At 73.3% G+C, this 17,373-nt stretch carries 17 protein-coding genes; 12 read left to right on the forward strand and 5 right to left on the reverse strand.

Going from position 1 to position 17,373, the window contains the following annotated elements:
* Positions 1-131: 131 nt before the first annotated feature.
* The 6 genes from KIS93_RS12685 (at position 132) to KIS93_RS12705 (ending at position 3,714) form a co-directional block, all read left to right on the forward strand.
* On the forward strand, positions 132-1,298 hold the full coding sequence (locus KIS93_RS12685; protein ID WP_080040246.1) for a sensor histidine kinase: 1,167 nt from the start codon (positions 132-134) through the stop codon (positions 1,296-1,298).
* Positions 1,295-1,954, forward strand: a complete 660-nt coding sequence (locus KIS93_RS12690) for a response regulator (protein ID WP_080040247.1) — start codon at positions 1,295-1,297, stop codon at positions 1,952-1,954. The genes KIS93_RS12685 and KIS93_RS12690 overlap by 4 nt, the downstream gene beginning before the upstream one ends.
* 38 nt (positions 1,955-1,992) lie before the next feature.
* Complete coding sequence (locus KIS93_RS12695) at positions 1,993-2,487, forward strand: ArsR/SmtB family transcription factor (protein WP_246005264.1); 495 nt, start codon at positions 1,993-1,995, stop codon at positions 2,485-2,487.
* Positions 2,397-2,750, forward strand: a complete 354-nt coding sequence (locus tag KIS93_RS65055; protein ID WP_246005270.1) for an arsenate reductase/protein-tyrosine-phosphatase family protein — start codon at positions 2,397-2,399, stop codon at positions 2,748-2,750. Before KIS93_RS12695 ends, KIS93_RS65055 begins: the two co-directional genes overlap by 91 nt.
* A complete protein-coding gene (locus tag KIS93_RS12700) occupies positions 2,747-3,148 on the forward strand; it encodes a VOC family protein (protein ID WP_080040249.1) in 402 nt (133 codons plus the stop codon). The genes KIS93_RS65055 and KIS93_RS12700 overlap by 4 nt, the downstream gene beginning before the upstream one ends.
* Before the next feature lie 221 nt (positions 3,149-3,369).
* Entirely contained in the window at positions 3,370-3,714 is a 345-nt protein-coding gene (locus KIS93_RS12705; protein ID WP_043625492.1) for an RNA polymerase-binding protein RbpA, read from the forward strand.
* A 70-nt stretch (positions 3,715-3,784) separates the two neighbouring features.
* Here the strand turns inward: KIS93_RS12705 and KIS93_RS12710 are convergent, their stop codons facing one another.
* The 5 genes from KIS93_RS12710 to KIS93_RS12730 all read right to left on the reverse strand — a co-directional run bounded on the left by KIS93_RS12710 (position 3,785) and on the right by KIS93_RS12730 (position 10,409).
* Complete coding sequence (locus KIS93_RS12710; RefSeq protein ID WP_155127942.1) at positions 3,785-3,976, reverse strand: hypothetical protein; 192 nt, start codon at positions 3,974-3,976, stop codon at positions 3,785-3,787.
* Between the two features lie 266 nt (positions 3,977-4,242).
* Positions 4,243-4,752: an FxsA family protein gene (locus KIS93_RS12715; RefSeq protein WP_230466311.1), complete on the reverse strand. Its 510-nt coding sequence runs from the start codon at positions 4,750-4,752 to the stop codon at positions 4,243-4,245.
* Positions 4,753-4,873: 121 nt separating this feature from the next.
* Complete coding sequence (locus KIS93_RS12720; RefSeq protein WP_080040252.1) at positions 4,874-5,623, reverse strand: polyprenol monophosphomannose synthase; 750 nt, start codon at positions 5,621-5,623, stop codon at positions 4,874-4,876.
* The gene (gene lnt, locus KIS93_RS12725; RefSeq protein ID WP_246005265.1) at positions 5,620-7,698 is read right to left on the reverse strand and encodes an apolipoprotein N-acyltransferase; all 2,079 of its coding nucleotides are present in this window, start codon (positions 7,696-7,698) and stop codon (positions 5,620-5,622) included. Before lnt ends, KIS93_RS12720 begins: the two co-directional genes overlap by 4 nt.
* A 518-nt stretch (positions 7,699-8,216) precedes the next feature.
* Positions 8,217-10,409 (reverse strand): HelD family protein, encoded by a 2,193-nt coding sequence (locus tag KIS93_RS12730; protein WP_222107434.1) that lies wholly within the window; start codon positions 10,407-10,409, stop codon positions 8,217-8,219.
* Between the two features lie 311 nt (positions 10,410-10,720).
* Here KIS93_RS12730 and KIS93_RS12735 point away from each other — a divergent pair, with 311 nt between their 5' ends.
* The 6 genes from KIS93_RS12735 to KIS93_RS12760 are packed head-to-tail and all read left to right on the forward strand — an operon-like array spanning position 10,721 to position 17,337.
* Entirely contained in the window at positions 10,721-11,917 is a 1,197-nt protein-coding gene (locus KIS93_RS12735; protein WP_080040254.1) for an ROK family transcriptional regulator, read from the forward strand.
* Between the two features lie 22 nt (positions 11,918-11,939).
* The gene (locus KIS93_RS12740; RefSeq protein WP_080040255.1) at positions 11,940-13,271 is read left to right on the forward strand and encodes an extracellular solute-binding protein; all 1,332 of its coding nucleotides are present in this window, start codon (positions 11,940-11,942) and stop codon (positions 13,269-13,271) included.
* 1 nt (position 13,272) lies between these two features.
* Positions 13,273-14,217 carry a carbohydrate ABC transporter permease gene (locus tag KIS93_RS12745; RefSeq protein ID WP_080040256.1) on the forward strand — a complete coding sequence of 315 codons (945 nt, stop codon included), beginning with the start codon at positions 13,273-13,275 and terminating at the stop codon, positions 14,215-14,217.
* The gene (locus tag KIS93_RS12750) at positions 14,214-15,107 is read left to right on the forward strand and encodes a carbohydrate ABC transporter permease (RefSeq protein ID WP_080040257.1); all 894 of its coding nucleotides are present in this window, start codon (positions 14,214-14,216) and stop codon (positions 15,105-15,107) included. Before KIS93_RS12745 ends, KIS93_RS12750 begins: the two co-directional genes overlap by 4 nt.
* Complete coding sequence (locus tag KIS93_RS12755; protein WP_080040258.1) at positions 15,104-16,363, forward strand: 6-phospho-beta-glucosidase; 1,260 nt, start codon at positions 15,104-15,106, stop codon at positions 16,361-16,363. The genes KIS93_RS12750 and KIS93_RS12755 overlap by 4 nt, the downstream gene beginning before the upstream one ends.
* Positions 16,348-17,337, forward strand: a complete 990-nt coding sequence (locus KIS93_RS12760) for an N-acetylglucosamine kinase (protein ID WP_230466313.1) — start codon at positions 16,348-16,350, stop codon at positions 17,335-17,337. Before KIS93_RS12755 ends, KIS93_RS12760 begins: the two co-directional genes overlap by 16 nt.
* Positions 17,338-17,373: the final 36 nt, after the last annotated feature.

A 17,373-nucleotide genomic window follows, 5' to 3' on the forward strand; every position in this document is an offset into this window, starting at 1 on the left:
CGCGCTGCGGCGAGGGCGGCAGCGGCCTACCGCCGCCACGGCAGGAACGGCCCGGATACCGCGGTCGTGGTAGCCGGGCGGTCGTCCCCCCGCAGGAGTCGCCCGCGCCGCCGTCCCGCTAGGGTGCGCGCATGAGTGCGGTGCGGTCCGGTATCAGGGCCGATGTCTTCGACGGGGCGATCGCGGCCTGCGTGGCGGCGGCGCTGCTGGTCACCGGGCTGTCCGGGCGTCCCTCCACGACGGGTCTCGACCTGCTCGGCCAGGCGCTGCTGGCCGGCGGCGGCCTGGCGCTCGCCGCGCGGCGGCGGGCCCCCGTCGTCGTGCTGGCCGTCACGGGGCTGTGCGCGGTGGGTTACCAGGCGGCCGGTTTCGACGTGCCCGCGGTGGCGTACCTGTTCGCCGTGTACGCGGCCGTACGGGCCGGGCATCGCGTGGCCACGGTGGCGGCCAGCGTCGTCGTCCTGGCGGCGCTGCCGCTGGCGGCCATGGCCGCCGGTCTGCACGACACGGGAGAGGCGTTCGCGCAGGCACGCGGCGCGCTGGAGCTGGCCTGGCTGGTCGCGGCCGGGGCGGCGGGCGAGGCGCTGCGGCAGGCCGAGCGGCGCGCGGAGGAGGCCGAGCGGACGCGCGAGGAGACCGCGCGGCGCCGCGCCGACGAGGAGCGGCTGCGCATCGCGCGGGAGCTGCACGACTCGCTCACCCACCAGATCTCGATCATCAAGGTGCAGGCCGAGGTCGCCGTGCACGTGGCCCGCCGGCGTGGCGAGCAGGTCCCGGACGCGCTGCTCGCCATCCAGGAGGCCGGACGGGAGGCCACCCGCGAGCTGCGCGCCACCCTGGAGGCGCTGCGCGAGGACGACACGAGCCCGCCCCGGGGCCTCGACCACGTGGCGGAGCTGGTCGAACGCGCCCGCACCACCGGCCTGGACGCGACGCTGACGATCGAGGGGCAGCGGCGGCCGGTGCCCGCCGCGGTGAGCCGGACGGTGTACCGCATCGTCCAGGAGTCGCTCACGAACGTCGCCCGGCACGCCGCCGCCACGACCGTGTCGGTACGTATCGACTGCCGCCCGGACGCCCTGGCGATCCGCGTCGACGACGACGGCAAGGCCACCCCCGCCGCCGCCCCGGTGCCCGGCGTGGGGCTGACCGGGATGCGGGAGCGCGTCACGGCCCTCGGCGGCCGGCTGCGCGCCGAGCCACGGCCCGAGGGCGGGTTCACGGTCCAGGCCGAACTGCCGGTGGAACAGGCACCGCTGGAGCGGACGCCTGGGCTGCCGCTGGAGCAGGGGTCGTGATCCGGGTCCTGCTGGTGGACGACCAGCCGCTCCTGCGCAGCGGGTTCCGCGCGCTGCTCGACCTGGAGAACGACATCGAGGTGGTGGCCGAGGCCGGCGACGGCCTGGAGTGCCTGGCCCTGGCGCGGCGGCACCTGCCGGACATCGCGCTCATCGACATCCAGATGCCGGTGGTGGACGGCATCGAGGCGACCCGCCGCATCGCCGCGGACCCGGCCCTGGCGGGGGTCCGGGTCGTCATCCTGACGAACTACGGCTTCGACGAGTACGTCTTCGACGCCCTGCGCGCCGGCGCGGCCGGGTTCCTCGTCAAGGACATCGTGCCGGAGGACCTGCTGCACGCCGTCCGCGTCGCCGCCCGGGGGGACGCGCTGCTCGCCCCGTCCATCACCCGCCGCCTCATCGACCGGTACGTCACCCAGCCCCTCAGAGCCGTCCCCGGGCCGGGCCTGGAGGAGCTCACCAACCGGGAGCGGGAGGCCGTGGTCCTGGTCGCGCGTGGCCTGTCGAACGACGAGATCGCCGCCCAGATGGCGATCAGCCCGCTGACCGCGAAGACCCACGTCAACCGGGCCATGACCAAGCTGCGGGCCCGCGACCGCGCCCAGCTCGTCATCCTGGCGTACGAATCCGGGCTGGTGTCGCCCGGCTCGTGACCCTGATGCATCAAATGGGTTTGATGTATTATCGGGGCATGGCGAGCTCGCCCACCCCGGCCTTCCTCCGGCTGGCCGCCCACCCGCTGCGGTGGCGGCTGCTGAGCGAGCTGGCCGCGAGCGACTACCGGGTCCGGGAGCTCGTGGACCTGGTCGGCGAGCCGCAGAACCTCGTCTCCTACCACCTGCGGCTGCTGCGCGACGGCGGGCTGGTCAGCGCCCGGCGCAGCACCCACGACGCCCGCGACAGCTACTACCACCTCGACCTGGCCCGCTGCGCGGACGCGCTGGCCGCCACCGCCAACGCCCTCCACCCCGCCCTCGCCCCGCCCCTGCCCGGCTCGCCGTCCGCGCCCTGCCCGTGTCCCCGCCCGCGCGTCCGCCGCGCGTGCTGTTCGCCTGTACGGGCAACAGCGCCCGCTCCCCCATCGCCGAGGCCCTGCTGCGGCACCGCACCGGCGGCCGGGTCGAGGCGGTCAGCGCCGGCAGCCGTCCCCGGTCCCGGCTGCATCCCGAGGCCGTGGCGGTCCTGAGCGAGCGCTACGGCATCGATGTGGGCGACCGGCGCCCGCGCCATCTGGACACGGTGGCCGGCCACCGGTTCGACTACGTGATCAGCCTGTGCGACAAGGTCCGCGAGGTCTTCCCCGACTTCCCCGGCCAACCCCGCCGCCTGCACTGGAGCATCCCCGAGCCGGCGACGGGCGCCGGTTTCGTCCGTACCGCCCAGGAGATCGAGGCCCGCGTCCACTACCTGCTGCCCATCCTGACGTCATCACAGGAGGTCCCGTCATGACCACCGCATCCGACCAGCTGGCCGGCGTCCGCTACCTCGTGGACGACGTGGCCGCCGCCGTCGCCTTCTACACCACGCACCTCGGCTTCACGGTGCGCATGAACGCCGCGCCCGCCTTCGCCGACGTCGTACGCGGCCCGCTGCGGCTGCTGCTGTCGGGCCCGGCCAGCTCCGGCGCCCGCGCGACGCCCGAGGGCACCGCCGCCGGGCGCAACCGCATCCATCTCATCGTCGACGACCTCGACGCGGAGATCGACCGGCTGAAGGGGGCCGGGCTGTCGTTCGTGGGCGACGCGGTCTCCGGCCCCGGCGGGCGGCAGATCCTGCTCACCGACCCCGCGGGCAATCTCGTCGAGCTCTTCCAGCCGGCCCGGGCTCAGGCTCCGGCGGGGCGGTAACGCTCCGTTCTCAACTGAATTGTCGCCCGCCGCATCCGCGCTCGTGCTCGAATGGGCGCATTACCGCAGGCCGCGAGCTTGCCCGCCGATCATGTGAAGAACCGAAGCCTCAAGCGCGATTGGATCACCCCGAGGGTGGGAATCCCATCACGGTACCAAGCGTTAGACACCGTGGGAGACAGACCCCCCACGCAAGGGGGCCCTGTAGGAGGCATTTAAACATGGGCGAGCGCGCGCTTCGTGGCACCCGGCTCGGGGCAACCAGCTACGAGAACGACCGTAACACGGATCTGGCCCCGCGCCAGGAGGTGTCCTACACCTGTCCTAAGGGCCATCGCTTCGAGGTTCCGCTTGCCGCCGAGGCTGAGATCCCCGCGACCTGGGAGTGCCGCATGTGCGGCGCGACCGCGGTGCGCGTGGACGGCGAGCAGCCGGAGTCCAAGAAGACCAAGCCCCCACGGACACACTGGGACATGCTTCTGGAGCGGCGGTCCATCGAAGACCTTGAGGAGGTGCTCAACGAGCGGCTCGCGGTATTGCGCGCGCAGCGTCGTAAGAGCGCCTGACTTCCTCTCACGGTGAAACCCCCGGGCCACTGGCCCGGGGGTTCTGCTTTCCCGCCATCAGGCCGGGGAGCTAGCTGACCAGCGGCTGGGTGGCCGACTCCTTCAGCCGGGCGTTGGCCCAGCGGAGCTGGCGCAGCGTCTGGGGGTGGCAGCGCCGCGCCAGCGCCAGCAGCCCGGCCCGCCGGGCGCCCTGGGCGAGCAGCTCCCAGTCGAGGGAGACGCCGGACGCGACGCGGCCAGGTCCCGTACGTGGTCGTGGCACCAGCGGGCGAGGTCGTACGTCTCGTGGTCGGCCTTGTCGCCGTTGCTGTGCAGGATGCTCGCGCTCTGCACCCAGCGGTCGACGTCCTGCTCGCTCAGGCCGGGCTCCAGGAACGCGTCCACGCGGACGGGCCAGGACTGCCCCGGTCCGTACGGTGCGCTCCCCCACGGCTCGGCGATCCTGTCCGCGCGCGGCATGCGTCCTCCCGGGGGTCGTCGGATCCGGGACGCATGCCCGACACCACCGGGCCCATACGCGCGGAGCGGCTAGGAGTCGCGCTCCTCGCGGATGACCTCGCCGTGCACGACCCGGCCGCCGCCCTGGGGCACGTCCGCGCCGGGGAAGCCGGAGGAGGTCGGGAAGAGGTTCGCGTACGGGGACGCGGCGGCCAGCTTCTTGATCCGGCGCTCGAAGAACCACGAGCCCAGTCGGCGCATCATCGGCCGAGTGAACGGGATCAGGCACAGGAAGCCGAACACGTCGGTGAAGAAGCCCGGCGTCAGCAGCAGGGTGCCGCCCACCAGGATGATCCCGCCGTCGGCCAGCTCCTTGTCGGGCATCCGGCCGGACTCCAGGGCCGTGCGCAGCGCCCGCCAGGCCCGGCGGCCCTCACGGCGTACGAGCCAGGCGCCCAGGAGGCTGTCGGCGATGAGCAGGGCGACGGTGGCGGGCCCGCCGATCACCGACCCGACCTGGATCAGCAGCCAGATCTCCAGGACGGGCACGACCAGGAAGGCCAGGAAGAGCAGGAGCCGCATCGTTTCCTCGATTCGCACGCGCGTTACAGCAGGAACAACGCTGGGGGGCCGCCGGGCGTTCCGGGCGTGGCGGCAAATCAGGGATGTCCCGGACGGAACCCTCAGTCCCGCACGGAACCCTCAGTCCCGGACGGAACCCTCAGCCGCGTGGGGTGCCCCTGAGGCGCTTGGGCAGGCCGGTGACGCCCCACATGCCGATCCGCCACAGCGCCTCGGACATGATCCGGCCGCTCATCTTGCTCTTGCCGACCGTACGCTCCACGAACGTGATCGGCACCTCCACCACCCGCAGCCCGTGCCTGGACGTGCGCAGCGTCAGGTCCACCTGGAAGCAGTAGCCCTGCGACTCCACGCCCGACAGGCCCACCTTCTCCAGGGTCGCGGCACGGTAGGCGCGGAAGCCGGCGGTCGCGTCGCGTACCGGCAGGCCGAGCATCACGCGGGTGTAGAGGTTGGCGCCCTTGGACAGCAGCTCGCGCCGCTGCGGCCAGTTGACGATCTCGCCGCCCGGCACGTAGCGGGAGCCGATCGCCAGATCGGCGCCCTCGGCCAGCGCCTCCAGCAGCCTCGGCAGCTCCTCCGGCTGGTGGGAGCCGTCGGCGTCCATCTCCACCAGGACGTCGTAGCCCTCCTCCAGGCCCCACCGGAACCCGGCGATGTAGGCCGCGCCCAGCCCCTGCTTGCCCGGCCGGTGCAGGACGTGCACGTGGTCGTCGCCGGCGGCGAGCCCGTCGGCGACCTCGCCGGTGCCGTCGGGGCTGTTGTCGTCGGCCACCAGCACGTGGGCGCCGGGCACGGCGGCGCGCACCCGCTCGACGATCACCGGCAGGTTGTCGCGCTCGTTGTAGGTGGGCACGACGACGAGCACCCTGCCGAGAGTCTCCATCATCCCTCGTTCCTCATCCGGCCGCTCACCCGCTCGCCGCGCCGCCTGCCACGCCACGCGGCGACCGCGACCGCCGCGGCTCCCATCACCATCAATGCCCATTCGGGCAGCGCGCCCACCTTGGTGGCGAGCGTTTCCCGCGTGCGTACGGGCACTTGGACCACGTTCATGTCGGCGACACGCTCGCGAGTCTGCCAGGAGACCTTACCGTCAGGCGTGACATATGCCGAGATCCCGGTCGTCGCGGCGGTCACGACGGCCCTGTTGTGCTCGACGGCGCGCAGCTGCGACATGGCGAGCTGCTGGGGCGGCAGGTTGGACAGGGCGTAGGAGGCGTTGTTGGTCTGCACGACGAGCGGGGTGCCGCCGGCGCGCACGGTCTCGCGTACGGTGCCGTCGTAGGCGACCTCGTAGCAGTTGACCGCGCCCACCGTGACGGGCCCCATCCTGAGGTCGCCCGGCTTGTCGCCGGGCACCGACTGCCGGCCGACCAGGCTCGCGCGCTGCCACAGCGCCAGCACGATCTCCTTGAACGGCGTGTACTCCCCGAACGGCACCAGGTTCTGCTTGTCGTAGTAGGCGCCCGGGCCCGTCACCGGGTCCCACACCAGGCTGCGGGTGGCCCGGCGGTCGTCGCCGATCGCCACGACCGCCCCCACCAGCGTCGGCACGCCGACGTCCCGGACCGAGTCCTGGATGACCTGGCGGGCGTACTCGTCGCGGTAGGGGTCGATGTCGGTGGAGTTCTCCGGCAGGACGACCAGGTCGGGCTTGGGCAGCCTGCCCTCGCGCACGGCCTGGGCCAGGCGCTTGGTCTCGTTCGCGTGGTTGCGCAGCACGACGGCGGGCTCGTCGCCGAGCGCGTACATGCCCGTGCCCGGCACGTTGCCCTGCACGATGCCGATGTTGACCGTACGGCCCTCGTCGCCGTACCGGGGCACCGCCAGGCCCAGCAGCGGCACCGCCAGGGCCACCGCGAGAGGCGCGACCCGCCCGGCGCCGATCTTGCGTTCGGACGTCGTGCGCCCGCCCAGCGCCGCTCTGGCCAGCAGCGCGCCGCACAGCGCCACCGCGAACGACACCAGCGGGACACCGCCCAGCGCCGCGTACGGAGTGAACAGCGACTCACCCTGGCTGAAGGCGGCCCGCGCCCACGGGAACCCGCCGATCGGCACCAGGCTGCGCGCCCACTCCATCAGCACCCACAGCCCGCCGAACCACAACGGCCAGGCCCGCAACCTGAACACGAGCGCCGCCAGGGCGGCCATGGCGGCATAGAACAGGCTTTCCGTGCCGACCAGCATGAACCACACATCGTCCCCGATGCTGCGCACCCAGGCGAGGGTCGGCAGCAGGAACACCACGGCGGCCACATACCCGATCCAGGCGGCCCGCCGCGGCCTCGTGCCGTGAAGCGCGGCGGTAATGAGCCCGATGCCGAGGGGGGCGCACAACCACCACCCGAGCGGCGGAAACGCGGCAAACAGCACCACCCCGCCCGCGACGGCCGCCCCAACCCTCCCGAGCAACGCCCACCACGGCTCCCGCCTTGCCCCGGCCCGGCCGCCGGGCTCCGCCGGGGGCGCGGATGCAGGCTCGGCAGCGGCCGCCACGACGGGCTCGGCGGCGGCCGCCACGACGGGCTCGGCAGCGGTCGGCGCGACGGGCCCGGCAGCGCGCCCAGAGGCAGGCTCGGCGGCTTGCTGCGGCGAGGCCGAAGGGGCGCCTGGGTCGGCGGGAGCGGGCGTCTGAGGCTCCACGGCGGTGTCCTCGCCCGCCCGGGCCTGCGCCACCGGCTCCGGCCCGGCGGCGGCCTCCCCAGCACGCAGGGAGACGGGCTCCGCGGCCGCACGGACCGTGGCCTGAGCCGGAGAGCCGCCCGCGTCGGCAGAGGCAGGCGTCGGGCTGACGGCCGAGGCGGAGGCGGGCAGCGGCGCGCCGTCAGTCGGCGCGTCCGGGCCGGGCGGGCGGTGGTGTGCCGGCGGGGCCGTGTCCGGTGTGGCGACGGCCGTCGGCGTGTCGCCGCGGCCGGCGCCCTGGCCGGTCGCAGGCGTTAGGCCCGTTCTGTCCTGAACCACTCCGGGATCTCCTCGCCACCTCACAACGCGTTGCTTGCGAAAACGCTACCGCCCTCCGGCCGCGCTCGGACCGGCGAGCCGGGAGGAAGATCGGAATGAGGGGGAAGCGGCAGGGTGATCCCGCGGCTGAACGGGACCACCCGGCGCATGTGACGGTCCGGTGGCACGGGAGCGGGAAGAGGGCCCGGAAACCCTTCGGACCGGACCCGTCTCGTCGGCGGCGAGCGCGGAATTCCGTTGTCTACTGGGCTCCCGGACCCGTCCCGGGTCCAACCCCCCGCCCGGTTGGGGTGCCCCGACTCGACGGACCGACGGCCCTGCACCTGGCTGTGTGGACGGAGTCACGCTCCGTCACGGACGCAGGATCCGGCGATGTCAGAGACGGCCAACCGGCCAAGTCCCGTGCTGGACTGCGCAGCAAACTACCGACTCCACCTCAGATGTCAACCGTGTCCCGATCAGCAGGAACATCAAGTTTCCGCAGGTGGGACATGTTCGGCCGGTGGTCGCAAAGCCGGTCAAAGCCCATTTGCGGGCGCCGGAGGGCGGCTTGGCAAGCCCCGCAACGCCTGTGACAGCGGGCGTTCGTGGACGACGCCGAGCCGTTGTGTCGCACGCGTGAGAGCAACATACAGGTCGCTCGGCCCTCGTGGCGACTGGGCGGCGATGAGGTCGGGTTCGGCGACGATGACGGAGTCGAACTCGAGCCCTTTGGCGTCGGTCACGCCCATGACGGCGACGGGCGCGTCGAGGGCTTCGGCGCCGCGGGTGCGGCCGGCGCCGGGGGTGACGACGACGGTGCCGGGGACGCTGGTGGCGATCTCCGTTCCGAGCTCGGACAGCAGCGCGTCGGGGACCACGACGGCCACTTTGCCGCCTTCCCCGGCCTCCTGCTTGGCCAGCTCGGGCAGGGCGGAGAGCGGCGCCGCCCAGGGGCGCGCGCCGGCCTCGCGGACGGAGGTGGGCGCCTGGAGGGCGGGGTCGATGGTGGCCAGGACGCGGGCGGCGACCTCCATCAGCTCGACGGGGGTGCGGTAGTTGACGGTGAGCCGTTCCTGCCGCCAGCGCCCGGCCACGTACGGGTCGAGCACCTCCGCCCAGGAGCGGGCTCCGGCGGCGGAGCCGGTCTGGGCGATGTCGCCGACGATGGTCATGGACCGGGTGGGGCAGCGCCGCATGACGGCCCGCCACGCCATGGGCGAGAGCTCCTGCGCCTCGTCCACGATGATGTGCCCGTAGGCCCAGGTGCGGTCGGCGGCGGCGCGTTCGGCGGTGGTGAGGTAGGGGCCTTCGCCGCGCTGGCGTTCGGCGAGCCGTTCGGCCTCCATGACGTCGGACAGGCCCGTCAGCTCCAGCACCTCGCGGGCGTAGGCGAGCTCGGCCTCGCGCCGGCTCTCCTCGGCCTGCCGGGCGGCGGCCAGCTCCTCCTCGGCCTGGAGGGCGCTGGCGCGCAGCACCTGCTCGTCGATGTCGCCGAGCAGCTCGGCGGCCTCGTCGAGCAGCGGCACGTCGGACTCGGTCCAGTCGCCGCCGGTGCGCCGCAGCAGGGCCCGTTCCTGCGGGGTGAGGGCGGAGGCGGCGTAGCCGAGCCGTTCGGGCGAGCCGTACAGGCCGAGCAGCAGCCGCTGGGGCGTCAGGTAGGGCCACAGGCGGTTGAGCGCGGATTTGACGACCGGCTCGGTGCGCAGCTCCTCGCGCAGGTCGGCCAGCTCCTCCTCGTCGATGAGCCCCTTGCCGATCTTGCGGGCCTGCTGCCTGGCCAGGGCGGTGAGCAGCGAGCGGACGAACACGGCGCGCGCCTGGTTGTGCGGGCGGCGCGAGCGGGTGGCCTTGTTCTTGGCGGCCTCCAGCATGGCGCGGTCGATGGTGAGCGTGGTGCGGCCGATGGTCAGCTCGATGGGCTGGCGGGGGACGCGCTGCCGGTCGCGCACGGCCTTGGCGATCACTTCGGCCATCCGCAGGTCGCCCTTGAGCGCGGCCACCTCGGGCCGCTCGCGGGCGGTGGCGGTGACGCCGGGGTACAGCTCGCCGACGGTGGACAGCAGCACGTCGGTCTCTCCGAGCGAGGGCAGCACCTGCTCGATGTAGCGCAGGAACGTGAGGTTGGGCCCGAGGATGAGCACGCCGCGGCGTTCGAGCCGCTCGCGGTGGGTGTAGAGCAGGTACGCGGCCCGGTGCAGGGCCACGACGGTCTTGCCGGTGCCGGGGCCGCCCTGCACGACGAGCACGCCGTTGAGGTCGCTGCGGATGACGCGGTCCTGCTCGGACTGGATGGTGGCGACGATGTCGCGCATGCGGCCGGTGCGCCGCTCGTCGAGCGCGGCGAGCAGCGCGGCCTCGCCGTTGAGGGTGGCGCGGTCGTCGTCGGTGAGCGAGTCGAGGTCGAGCAGGTCGTCGTCGACGCCGACCACGGTGCGGCCCTTGGTCTGCAGGTGACGGCGCCGGGTGACGCCCATGGGGGCGGTGGGGGTGGCGCGGTAGAACGGCTGCGCCACGGGCGCCCGCCAGTCGATGAGCAGGCGGTGCTGCTCGTCGTCGGTCATGCCGAGCTTGCCGATGTAGAGCCGGCCTTCGTCGAGGTGATCGAGCCGTCCGAAAACCAGGCCGCGCTCGACGGCCCAGAGCCGGGCGAGGCGGGAGGCGTACATGTCGGCGAACGTGTCGCGCTCGGACCTGTTCTGCATCGTGCCGACGGCACCCGTGGCCAGCACCTCCTTGAGCTGTCGCTGGGTGCGTTCGCGCAGCGTGTCGAGGCGGTCGTACAGGCGGGTGACGTACGCCTGCTCCTTGGTGAGCTCGGTTTGACGAGTTGCCGCCTGACCATTAATGTGGTTAATGGGACACTCCGGGCCATTCTGCTTGTTGTTACGACAAACGACGACATTAGCATGCCTGTAGAGGCACTCCCATCACTTTCCCCCTTCCCAGGGCCGGGTCACGTCTTGGTTTCACCTCTTGACCGCTGTTCTTCTGTCGACGTATAGGTTAGTAAAGTTTACTAACCCCAGCGCGGGAGGCAGCGGTGAGCGATCCGGTTCCGGGGACCCCCAGTCTGCTCCGCGCCATCAATGATCGCGCCGCCCTGCGGGTCCTGCTCGAGCGGGGCCCCCTCACGCGCCCCCAGATCGGCGCGCTCACGGGCCTGTCCAAGCCCACGGCCTCCCAGCTCCTGTCGCGGCTGCAGCAGGCGGGCCTGGTGGTGCTGGACGGCATCAGGGAGGGCCTGCCGGGCCGTACCGCGGAGGTCTACCGGATCAACCCGGCGGCGGCGTACGTGGGCGCGCTCGACGTCACCCCCGACCGCATCGAGGCCAGGGTGGCCGACATCACCGGCACGGTCGTGGGCGAGCACACGCTGCCCACCCCGCGCCGCCCCCACGGCGAGCTGGTCGACCGGCTCAACACCGCCCTGCTCGGCGCGCAGCCGCCGGACAAGCTGCGCCGCGTCGTCATCGGCGTGCAGGCCGCGATGGACCCGACCACCGGCCGGCTCGGGTACGCCGCCGCCAAGGACGTGCCCGGCTGGCACCTGCCCGACCTCGTGCCGACGCTCAGCGCCGGGCTCGGCGTCCCCGTGGACGTGGAGAACAACGTCAACCTGGTCGCGGTCGCCGAGCAGGCGCACGGCGCGGCCCGCGGCCAGCGCGACTTCGTGCTGCTGTGGGCCGACGCGGGCATCGGCGCGGCCGTCGTGCTGGGCGGCCGGGTGCACCGCGGCGCGACGGGCGGCGCGGGCGAGGTCGGCTACATGCCCGCGCCGGGCGCGCCCACGGCCCGCGAGTCCGGCCGCTACGCCGACCACGGCTACCAGGCACTGACCGGCGGGCAGGCGGTGCTCAAGCTGCTGCGCTCGTACGGCGTGCGCGGCGCCGACTTCCGCCAGGCCGTCGCGAACGCCGTGCGCGCGGCGGCGGGCACCGGCCAGCGGGCCGAGGACGCCAGAGCGGGGCTGCGGGACGTCGCCGCCCGCCTGGCCGTGGGCCTGGCCGCGATCACGGCGGTCGTGGACCCGGCGCTGATCGTGCTGACCGGCGGCGCCGTGCTGCCGGGCGGCGAGCTGCTGCGCGAGCTGGTCGAGCACGAGCTGCACGCGCTGACGATCCCCCGGCCGCCGGTGCGGCTGTCCACCGTCGAGGGCAACCCGGTCCTGGCAGGCGCCCTGGACCTCGCGCTCGACGCCGTACGGGAGGAGGTCTTCGGCTCGACCGTCCCCATGTGATCGATGGCAGGAGGCACCCCCCGTGCGCTTCGTCCCCCTGGCTGTCGCCGCGGCTCTCGCGCTGACCGCCTGCACCGCGAACCGGCAGGCCGGGCCCTCGCTCGGCGACCGGCCCCGTCCCTCAGGATCGGCCTCGCAGTCCCTTCCGGCCGCCACGATCGAGCTGTGGCACGGCTTCTCGACCGACGCCGAGGTCAAGGCGTTCGAGCAGGCCATCGCCGGCTTCCGCAAGAAGTTCCCGCAGATCACCGTCAAGGCCGTCAAGGGCGTCCAGGACGACCAGATCACCCAGGCCATCCGCGGCGGCCGGGCGCCCGACGTCGCGGCCTCGTTCACCACCGACAACGTCGCCCAATGGTGCAGGTCGGGAGCGTTCCAGGACCTCACGCCGGTGATCCGGCAGGACGGCGTGGACCTGTCGGTGCTGCCGGCGGTGGCACGTTCCTACACGGCGTTCGAGGGCCGGCAGTGCACGCTGCCGCTGCTCGCCGACGCGTACGGCCTGTACTACAACAAGGCCCTGATGAAGGGCGAGCGGCCGCCCAGGACGCTGAGCGAGCTGACCGCGCTGGCCAAGAAGCTGACGGTCAGGAACGCCAAGGGCGACATCGAGGTGGCCGGTTTCATCCCCAGCGTGCAGTACTACGAGAACAGCCCCAGCCACCTGGCCCCCATGGTCGGCGCGACCTGGTACCACCCCGACGGCACCTCGGCCATCGGCTCCGACCCGGCCTGGAAGAAGCTGCTGACCTGGCAGAAGGAGCTGGTCGACTGGTACGGCCACGACAAGCTGGACACCTTCCGCAAGGGCCTGGGCGACGAGTGGAGCGCCGAGCACCCGTTCTACAAGGGCAAGGTCGCCATGGTCCTCGACGGCGAGTGGCGCAACGCCATGATCGCCAACGAGGCGAAGGACCTCGACTACGGCACCGCCCCGCTGCCCGTCGCCGACGACCGCCCCGACCTGTACGGCAGCGGCTTCACCGCGGGCACCGTGATCGGCGTGCCGAAGGGCGCGAAGCACCCGCAGCAGGCGTGGGAGCTGGTCAAGCACCTCACCACGGACACCGCGTCGCTGGTGACCCTGTCGAACGCGCTGCGCAACGTCCCCACGACGCAGGCGTCGATGCGGTCACCCGACCTCGCCAAGGACGCCAACTTCGCCACATTCCTCGGCATCTTCTCCCACCCGAAGACCTCGACCCTGCCGGCCGCCGTCAACAGCGTCTTCAACCAGGAGGCCATGGCCTCGTTCATGGCCAAGTGGGAGAAGGGCGGCGTACCGGACCTGGACGCCGGGCTCAAGGGCGTGGACAAGCTGATCGACGACAAGCTGAAGCTGTCCGGAGGCTGACGTGAGCGCGCTCTCCCACGGGCTCCCCCACCGCCGGCTGCGCGACCGGGAGGGCCTGCGGGCCCTCGTCTGGCTGGCGCCGTGGCTCACCGGGGTGGCGATCTTCTTCGTCTACCCGCTGCTGTCCACGGTGTACTTCTCCTTCCACCGCTACGACATGTACACGCTGGAGTTCACCGGCCTCGACAACTACCGCTACCTGCTGCACGACCCCAGGGTGCGCACGTCGGCGGCGAACACGCTGTGGCTGGTGGCCGTCATGGTGCCGGCCACCGTGCTGTTCTCGCTGGCCCTGGCGCAGCTCGTGGTCAGGCTCAAGGCCGGGGCCGGCCTGTTCCGCACGATCTTCTACCTGCCCTCGCTGGTGCCGGCCGCCGCGGGCACGATCACGTTCGTCTTCCTGCTGAACCCGGCCACGGGGCCGTGGAACCAGTTCCTGGCGCTGTTCGGGATCCGCGGCCCCGACTGGTTCGGCGACCCGGCCTGGTCCAAGCCGAGCCTGACGCTGCTGTCGCTGTGGGGCTGCGGCCAGCTCATGGTGATCTTCATGGCGGCGCTCCTGGACGTGCCGCGGCACCTGTACGAGGCCGCCGCCATCGACGGCGCCGGCCCGTGGCGGCAGTTCCGCAGCGTGACGCTCCCCGCGATCGCGCCCGTCCTGATGTTCTCCCTGGTGACGAACGTCATCTACGCCCTGCAGTACTTCAGCCAGGCCATGATCGCCTCCCGCGTGGCCTCGGGCGTGACGGACTCGCCGGGCAGCTCCTTCACCCCCGGCTACCCGGAGGAGTCGCTGCTCACGCTGCCGCAGTGGCTGTTCCAGGTCGGCTTCCGCGACTACACGATGGGGTACGCCTGCGTGCTCGCCCTCCTCCTGTTCGCCGCCTCGATGATCTTCACGCTGCTCCTGCTGCGGCAGTTCCGCCGGGCCGGGGAGGTGTCGTGAACGCCACGATCACCACGCCCCGCCAGGTCCTCGCGAGCGGCTCCCGCCGCCAGGGGCTCCGGGCGCGCCGCCGGCGGGCGCTGCTGTGGGTCGCCACGCACGCCCTGGCGGTCGCGCTGGCGCTGATGTTCCTGGCCCCGGTCGTCTTCATCGGCCTGACCGCGCTGATGAGCGACCAGCAGGCGCTGACCAGCGACCTGTGGCCGCACGAGTGGAGCTGGGCGAACTTCGCGGAGGTCTTCGAGAAGTCCGCGCTGCTGCGCTGGGCCGGCAACACGTTCCTGTACGCGACGCTCGCCACGCTGTTCACCGTGGTCTCGTCGGTGCCCACGGCCTATGCGCTGGCCCGCTTCCGCTTCCGCGGGCGCAGGGCGGCGTTCCTGCTGGTCGTCACCGCCATGATGCTGCCGCCGCAGGTCGTCGCGGTGCCGATCTACCTGGTGTGGGCGCGGCTGGGGCTGACCGGGACCCTGTGGCCGCTCATCCTGCCAACGCTGCTCGGGGACGCGTTCTCGATCTTCCTGCTGCGGCAGTTCCTGCTCACGATCCCGCGCGACTACACCGACGCGGCCCGGGTGGACGGCTGCACGGACCTCATGACCCTGCTCAAGGTGATCCTGCCGATGGCCAGGCCGGCGGTGGCGGCCGTGGCCCTGTTCCAGTTCTTCTACTGCTGGAACGACTACTACGGGCCGCTGCTGTACGCCGGGGTCGAGCAGCGGGACCTGACGCTGTCGCTCGGCCTGGCCACGTTCAAGGCGTTCCACAGCGTGCAGTGGAACCTCACCATGGCGGCCACCCTGCTGGTGACCGCCCCGGTGATCGTCGTGTTCTTCCTCGCCCAGCGGGTCTTCATCGAGGGCGTGACGTTGACGGGGGTGAAGGGTTGAGACTCGCGGTGGTCGGGGGCGGCTCGACGTACACGCCGGAGCTGGTGGACGGGATCGCGCGGCTGCGCGAGGAGCTGCCGGTGACGCAACTGGCCCTCGTCGACCCGGACGCGGCGCGGCTGGAGCGGGTGGCGGGCATGGCGCGGCGGATGCTGGCCCACGCCGGGCATCCGGCGCGGGTGCTGGCCACCTCCTCGCTCGCGCGCGGCGCCGAGGGGGCGGACGCGGTGCTGTTCCAGCTCAGGGTGGGCGGGCAGGCGGCCCGCGACGTGGACGAGCGGCTGCCGCTGCGGTGCGGGTGCGTGGGGCAGGAGACGACCGGCGCCGGCGGGCTGGCCAAGGCGCTGCGTACGGTGCCGGTCGTGCTGGAGCTGGCCTCGGTCGTCCGCGAGGTGGCCCCGGCGGCGTGGATCGTCGACTTCACGAACCCGGTCGGCATCGTCACCAGGGCGCTGCTCGACGCCGGGCACCGCGCCATCGGCCTGTGCAACGTCGCCATCGGCTTCCAGCGCCGCTTCGCCGCCTGGCTCGGCGCCGACCCCGCGCGCGTCGCGCTCGGCCACGTCGGGCTCAACCACCTGACGTGGGAGCGGTCGGTCACCCTGGACGGCGCGGAGGTGCTGCCGGAGCTGCTGCGCGCGCACGGGCCGGAGCTGGCCGCGTCGCTGGGCCTGCGGCCCGGGCTGCTGGCCCGGCTCGGCGCCGTCCCCTCCTACTACCTGCGCTACTTCTACGCCCACGACGAGGTGGTCCGCGAGCAGCGCGCGAAGCCGACGCGCGCGGCCGAGGTGGCGGAGATGGAGGCGCGGCTGCTGGAGCTGTACGCGGACCCGGCCGTGGTGACCAAGCCCGACCTGCTGTCGCGGCGGGGCGGGGCGTTCTACTCGGAGGCGGCCGTCGCGCTCGTCGCCTCGCTGCTCGGCGACCGGGGCGACACCCAGGTGGTGAACCTGCGCAACGCGGGCACGCTGCCGTTCCTGCCGGACGAGGCGGTGATCGAGGTACCGGCGGCCGTCACCGCGTCGGGGGCCGTGCCGCTGCCGGTGCCGCCCGTGGAGCCCCTGTACGCGGGGCTGATCGCGCACGTGTCCGCGTACGAGACGCTGGCCCTGGAGGCGGCCCTGCACGGCGGCGCGGACCGGGTCAGGGACGCCCTGCTCGCCCACCCCCTCATCGGCCAGGACGAGCTCGCCGAGGAGCTGACGGGCCTGCTGCTGGAGGCCGGGCGGGAGCACCTGCCGTGGGCGGTGGGCTAGTGCGCCTGGTGCTGGCCGTGGACGGCGGCAACAGCAAGACCGACGTGGCCGTCGTGTCGGAGCACGGGCAGGTGCTGGCCGCCGCCCGGTCGGGGCCGTTCCTGCCGCAGCGGGACGGCGTGGCGGCGGCGCTGGACGTGGTCGCGGCGGCGCTCGGCGCGCTGCCGGACGGGGTGCCGCGCGCCGGGTTCCACCACGTGTCGGCCTGCCTGGCGGGCGCCGACCTGCCCGTGGAGGAGGAGGCGCTGGCCGCCGGGTTCGTCGCGCGCGGGCTGGGCGCGGACGTGGTGGTGCGCAACGACACGTTCGCGCTGCTGCGGGCCGGAGCGTCGGCGCCGTGGGGGGTGGCCGTGGTGTGCGGCGCCGGCATCAACGCGGTCGGCGTCTCCCCCACCGGCGCCGTCGCCCGCTTCCCCGCGCTCGGCCGCATCAGCGGCGACTGGGGCGGCGGGCAGGGGCTGGGCGCGGAGGCGCTGTGGCACGCGGCCCGCGCCGAGGACGGTAGGGGCGCGCCGACCGCGCTGGCCGGGCTGGTGGCCGCCCACTTCGGCGCTTCGACCGTGGAGGAGGTCGTGCTGGGCCTGCACTTCGGCCGGATCGACGAGGAGAGCCTGCACGAGCTGTCGCCCGGCGTGCTGGCGGCGGCCCGCGACGGCGACGCGGTGGCCACGGCGCTGGTGGAGCGGCAGGCGGAGGAGGTGACGGTGCTCGCCGAGGTGTGCCTGCGGCGGCTCGGCCTGCTCGGGACGCCGGCCGAGGTGGTGCTGGGCGGCGGGCTACTGACGGCCGGGGACCCGCTGCTGACGGGGCTGCTGGACGAGCTGTTCGCGCGGCGGGCGCCGCTCGCGCGGCTCGTGGTGGCGCGCCTGCCGCCCGTCATGGGGGCGGGGCTGCTGGGGCTGGAGCGCCTGGGCGCCGGGAAGGCCGCCCTGGCGCGCCTGCGCTCCTGCTACCTCACGGGCGCGCCAGGGTGAGTCACCTTCGGGTCAGGCGGGGCCGCCGGACAGGTC

It is taken from the genome of [Actinomadura] parvosata subsp. kistnae (assembly GCF_900323885.1).
GTDB classification, from domain to species: domain Bacteria; phylum Actinomycetota; class Actinomycetes; order Streptosporangiales; family Streptosporangiaceae; genus Nonomuraea; species Nonomuraea composti.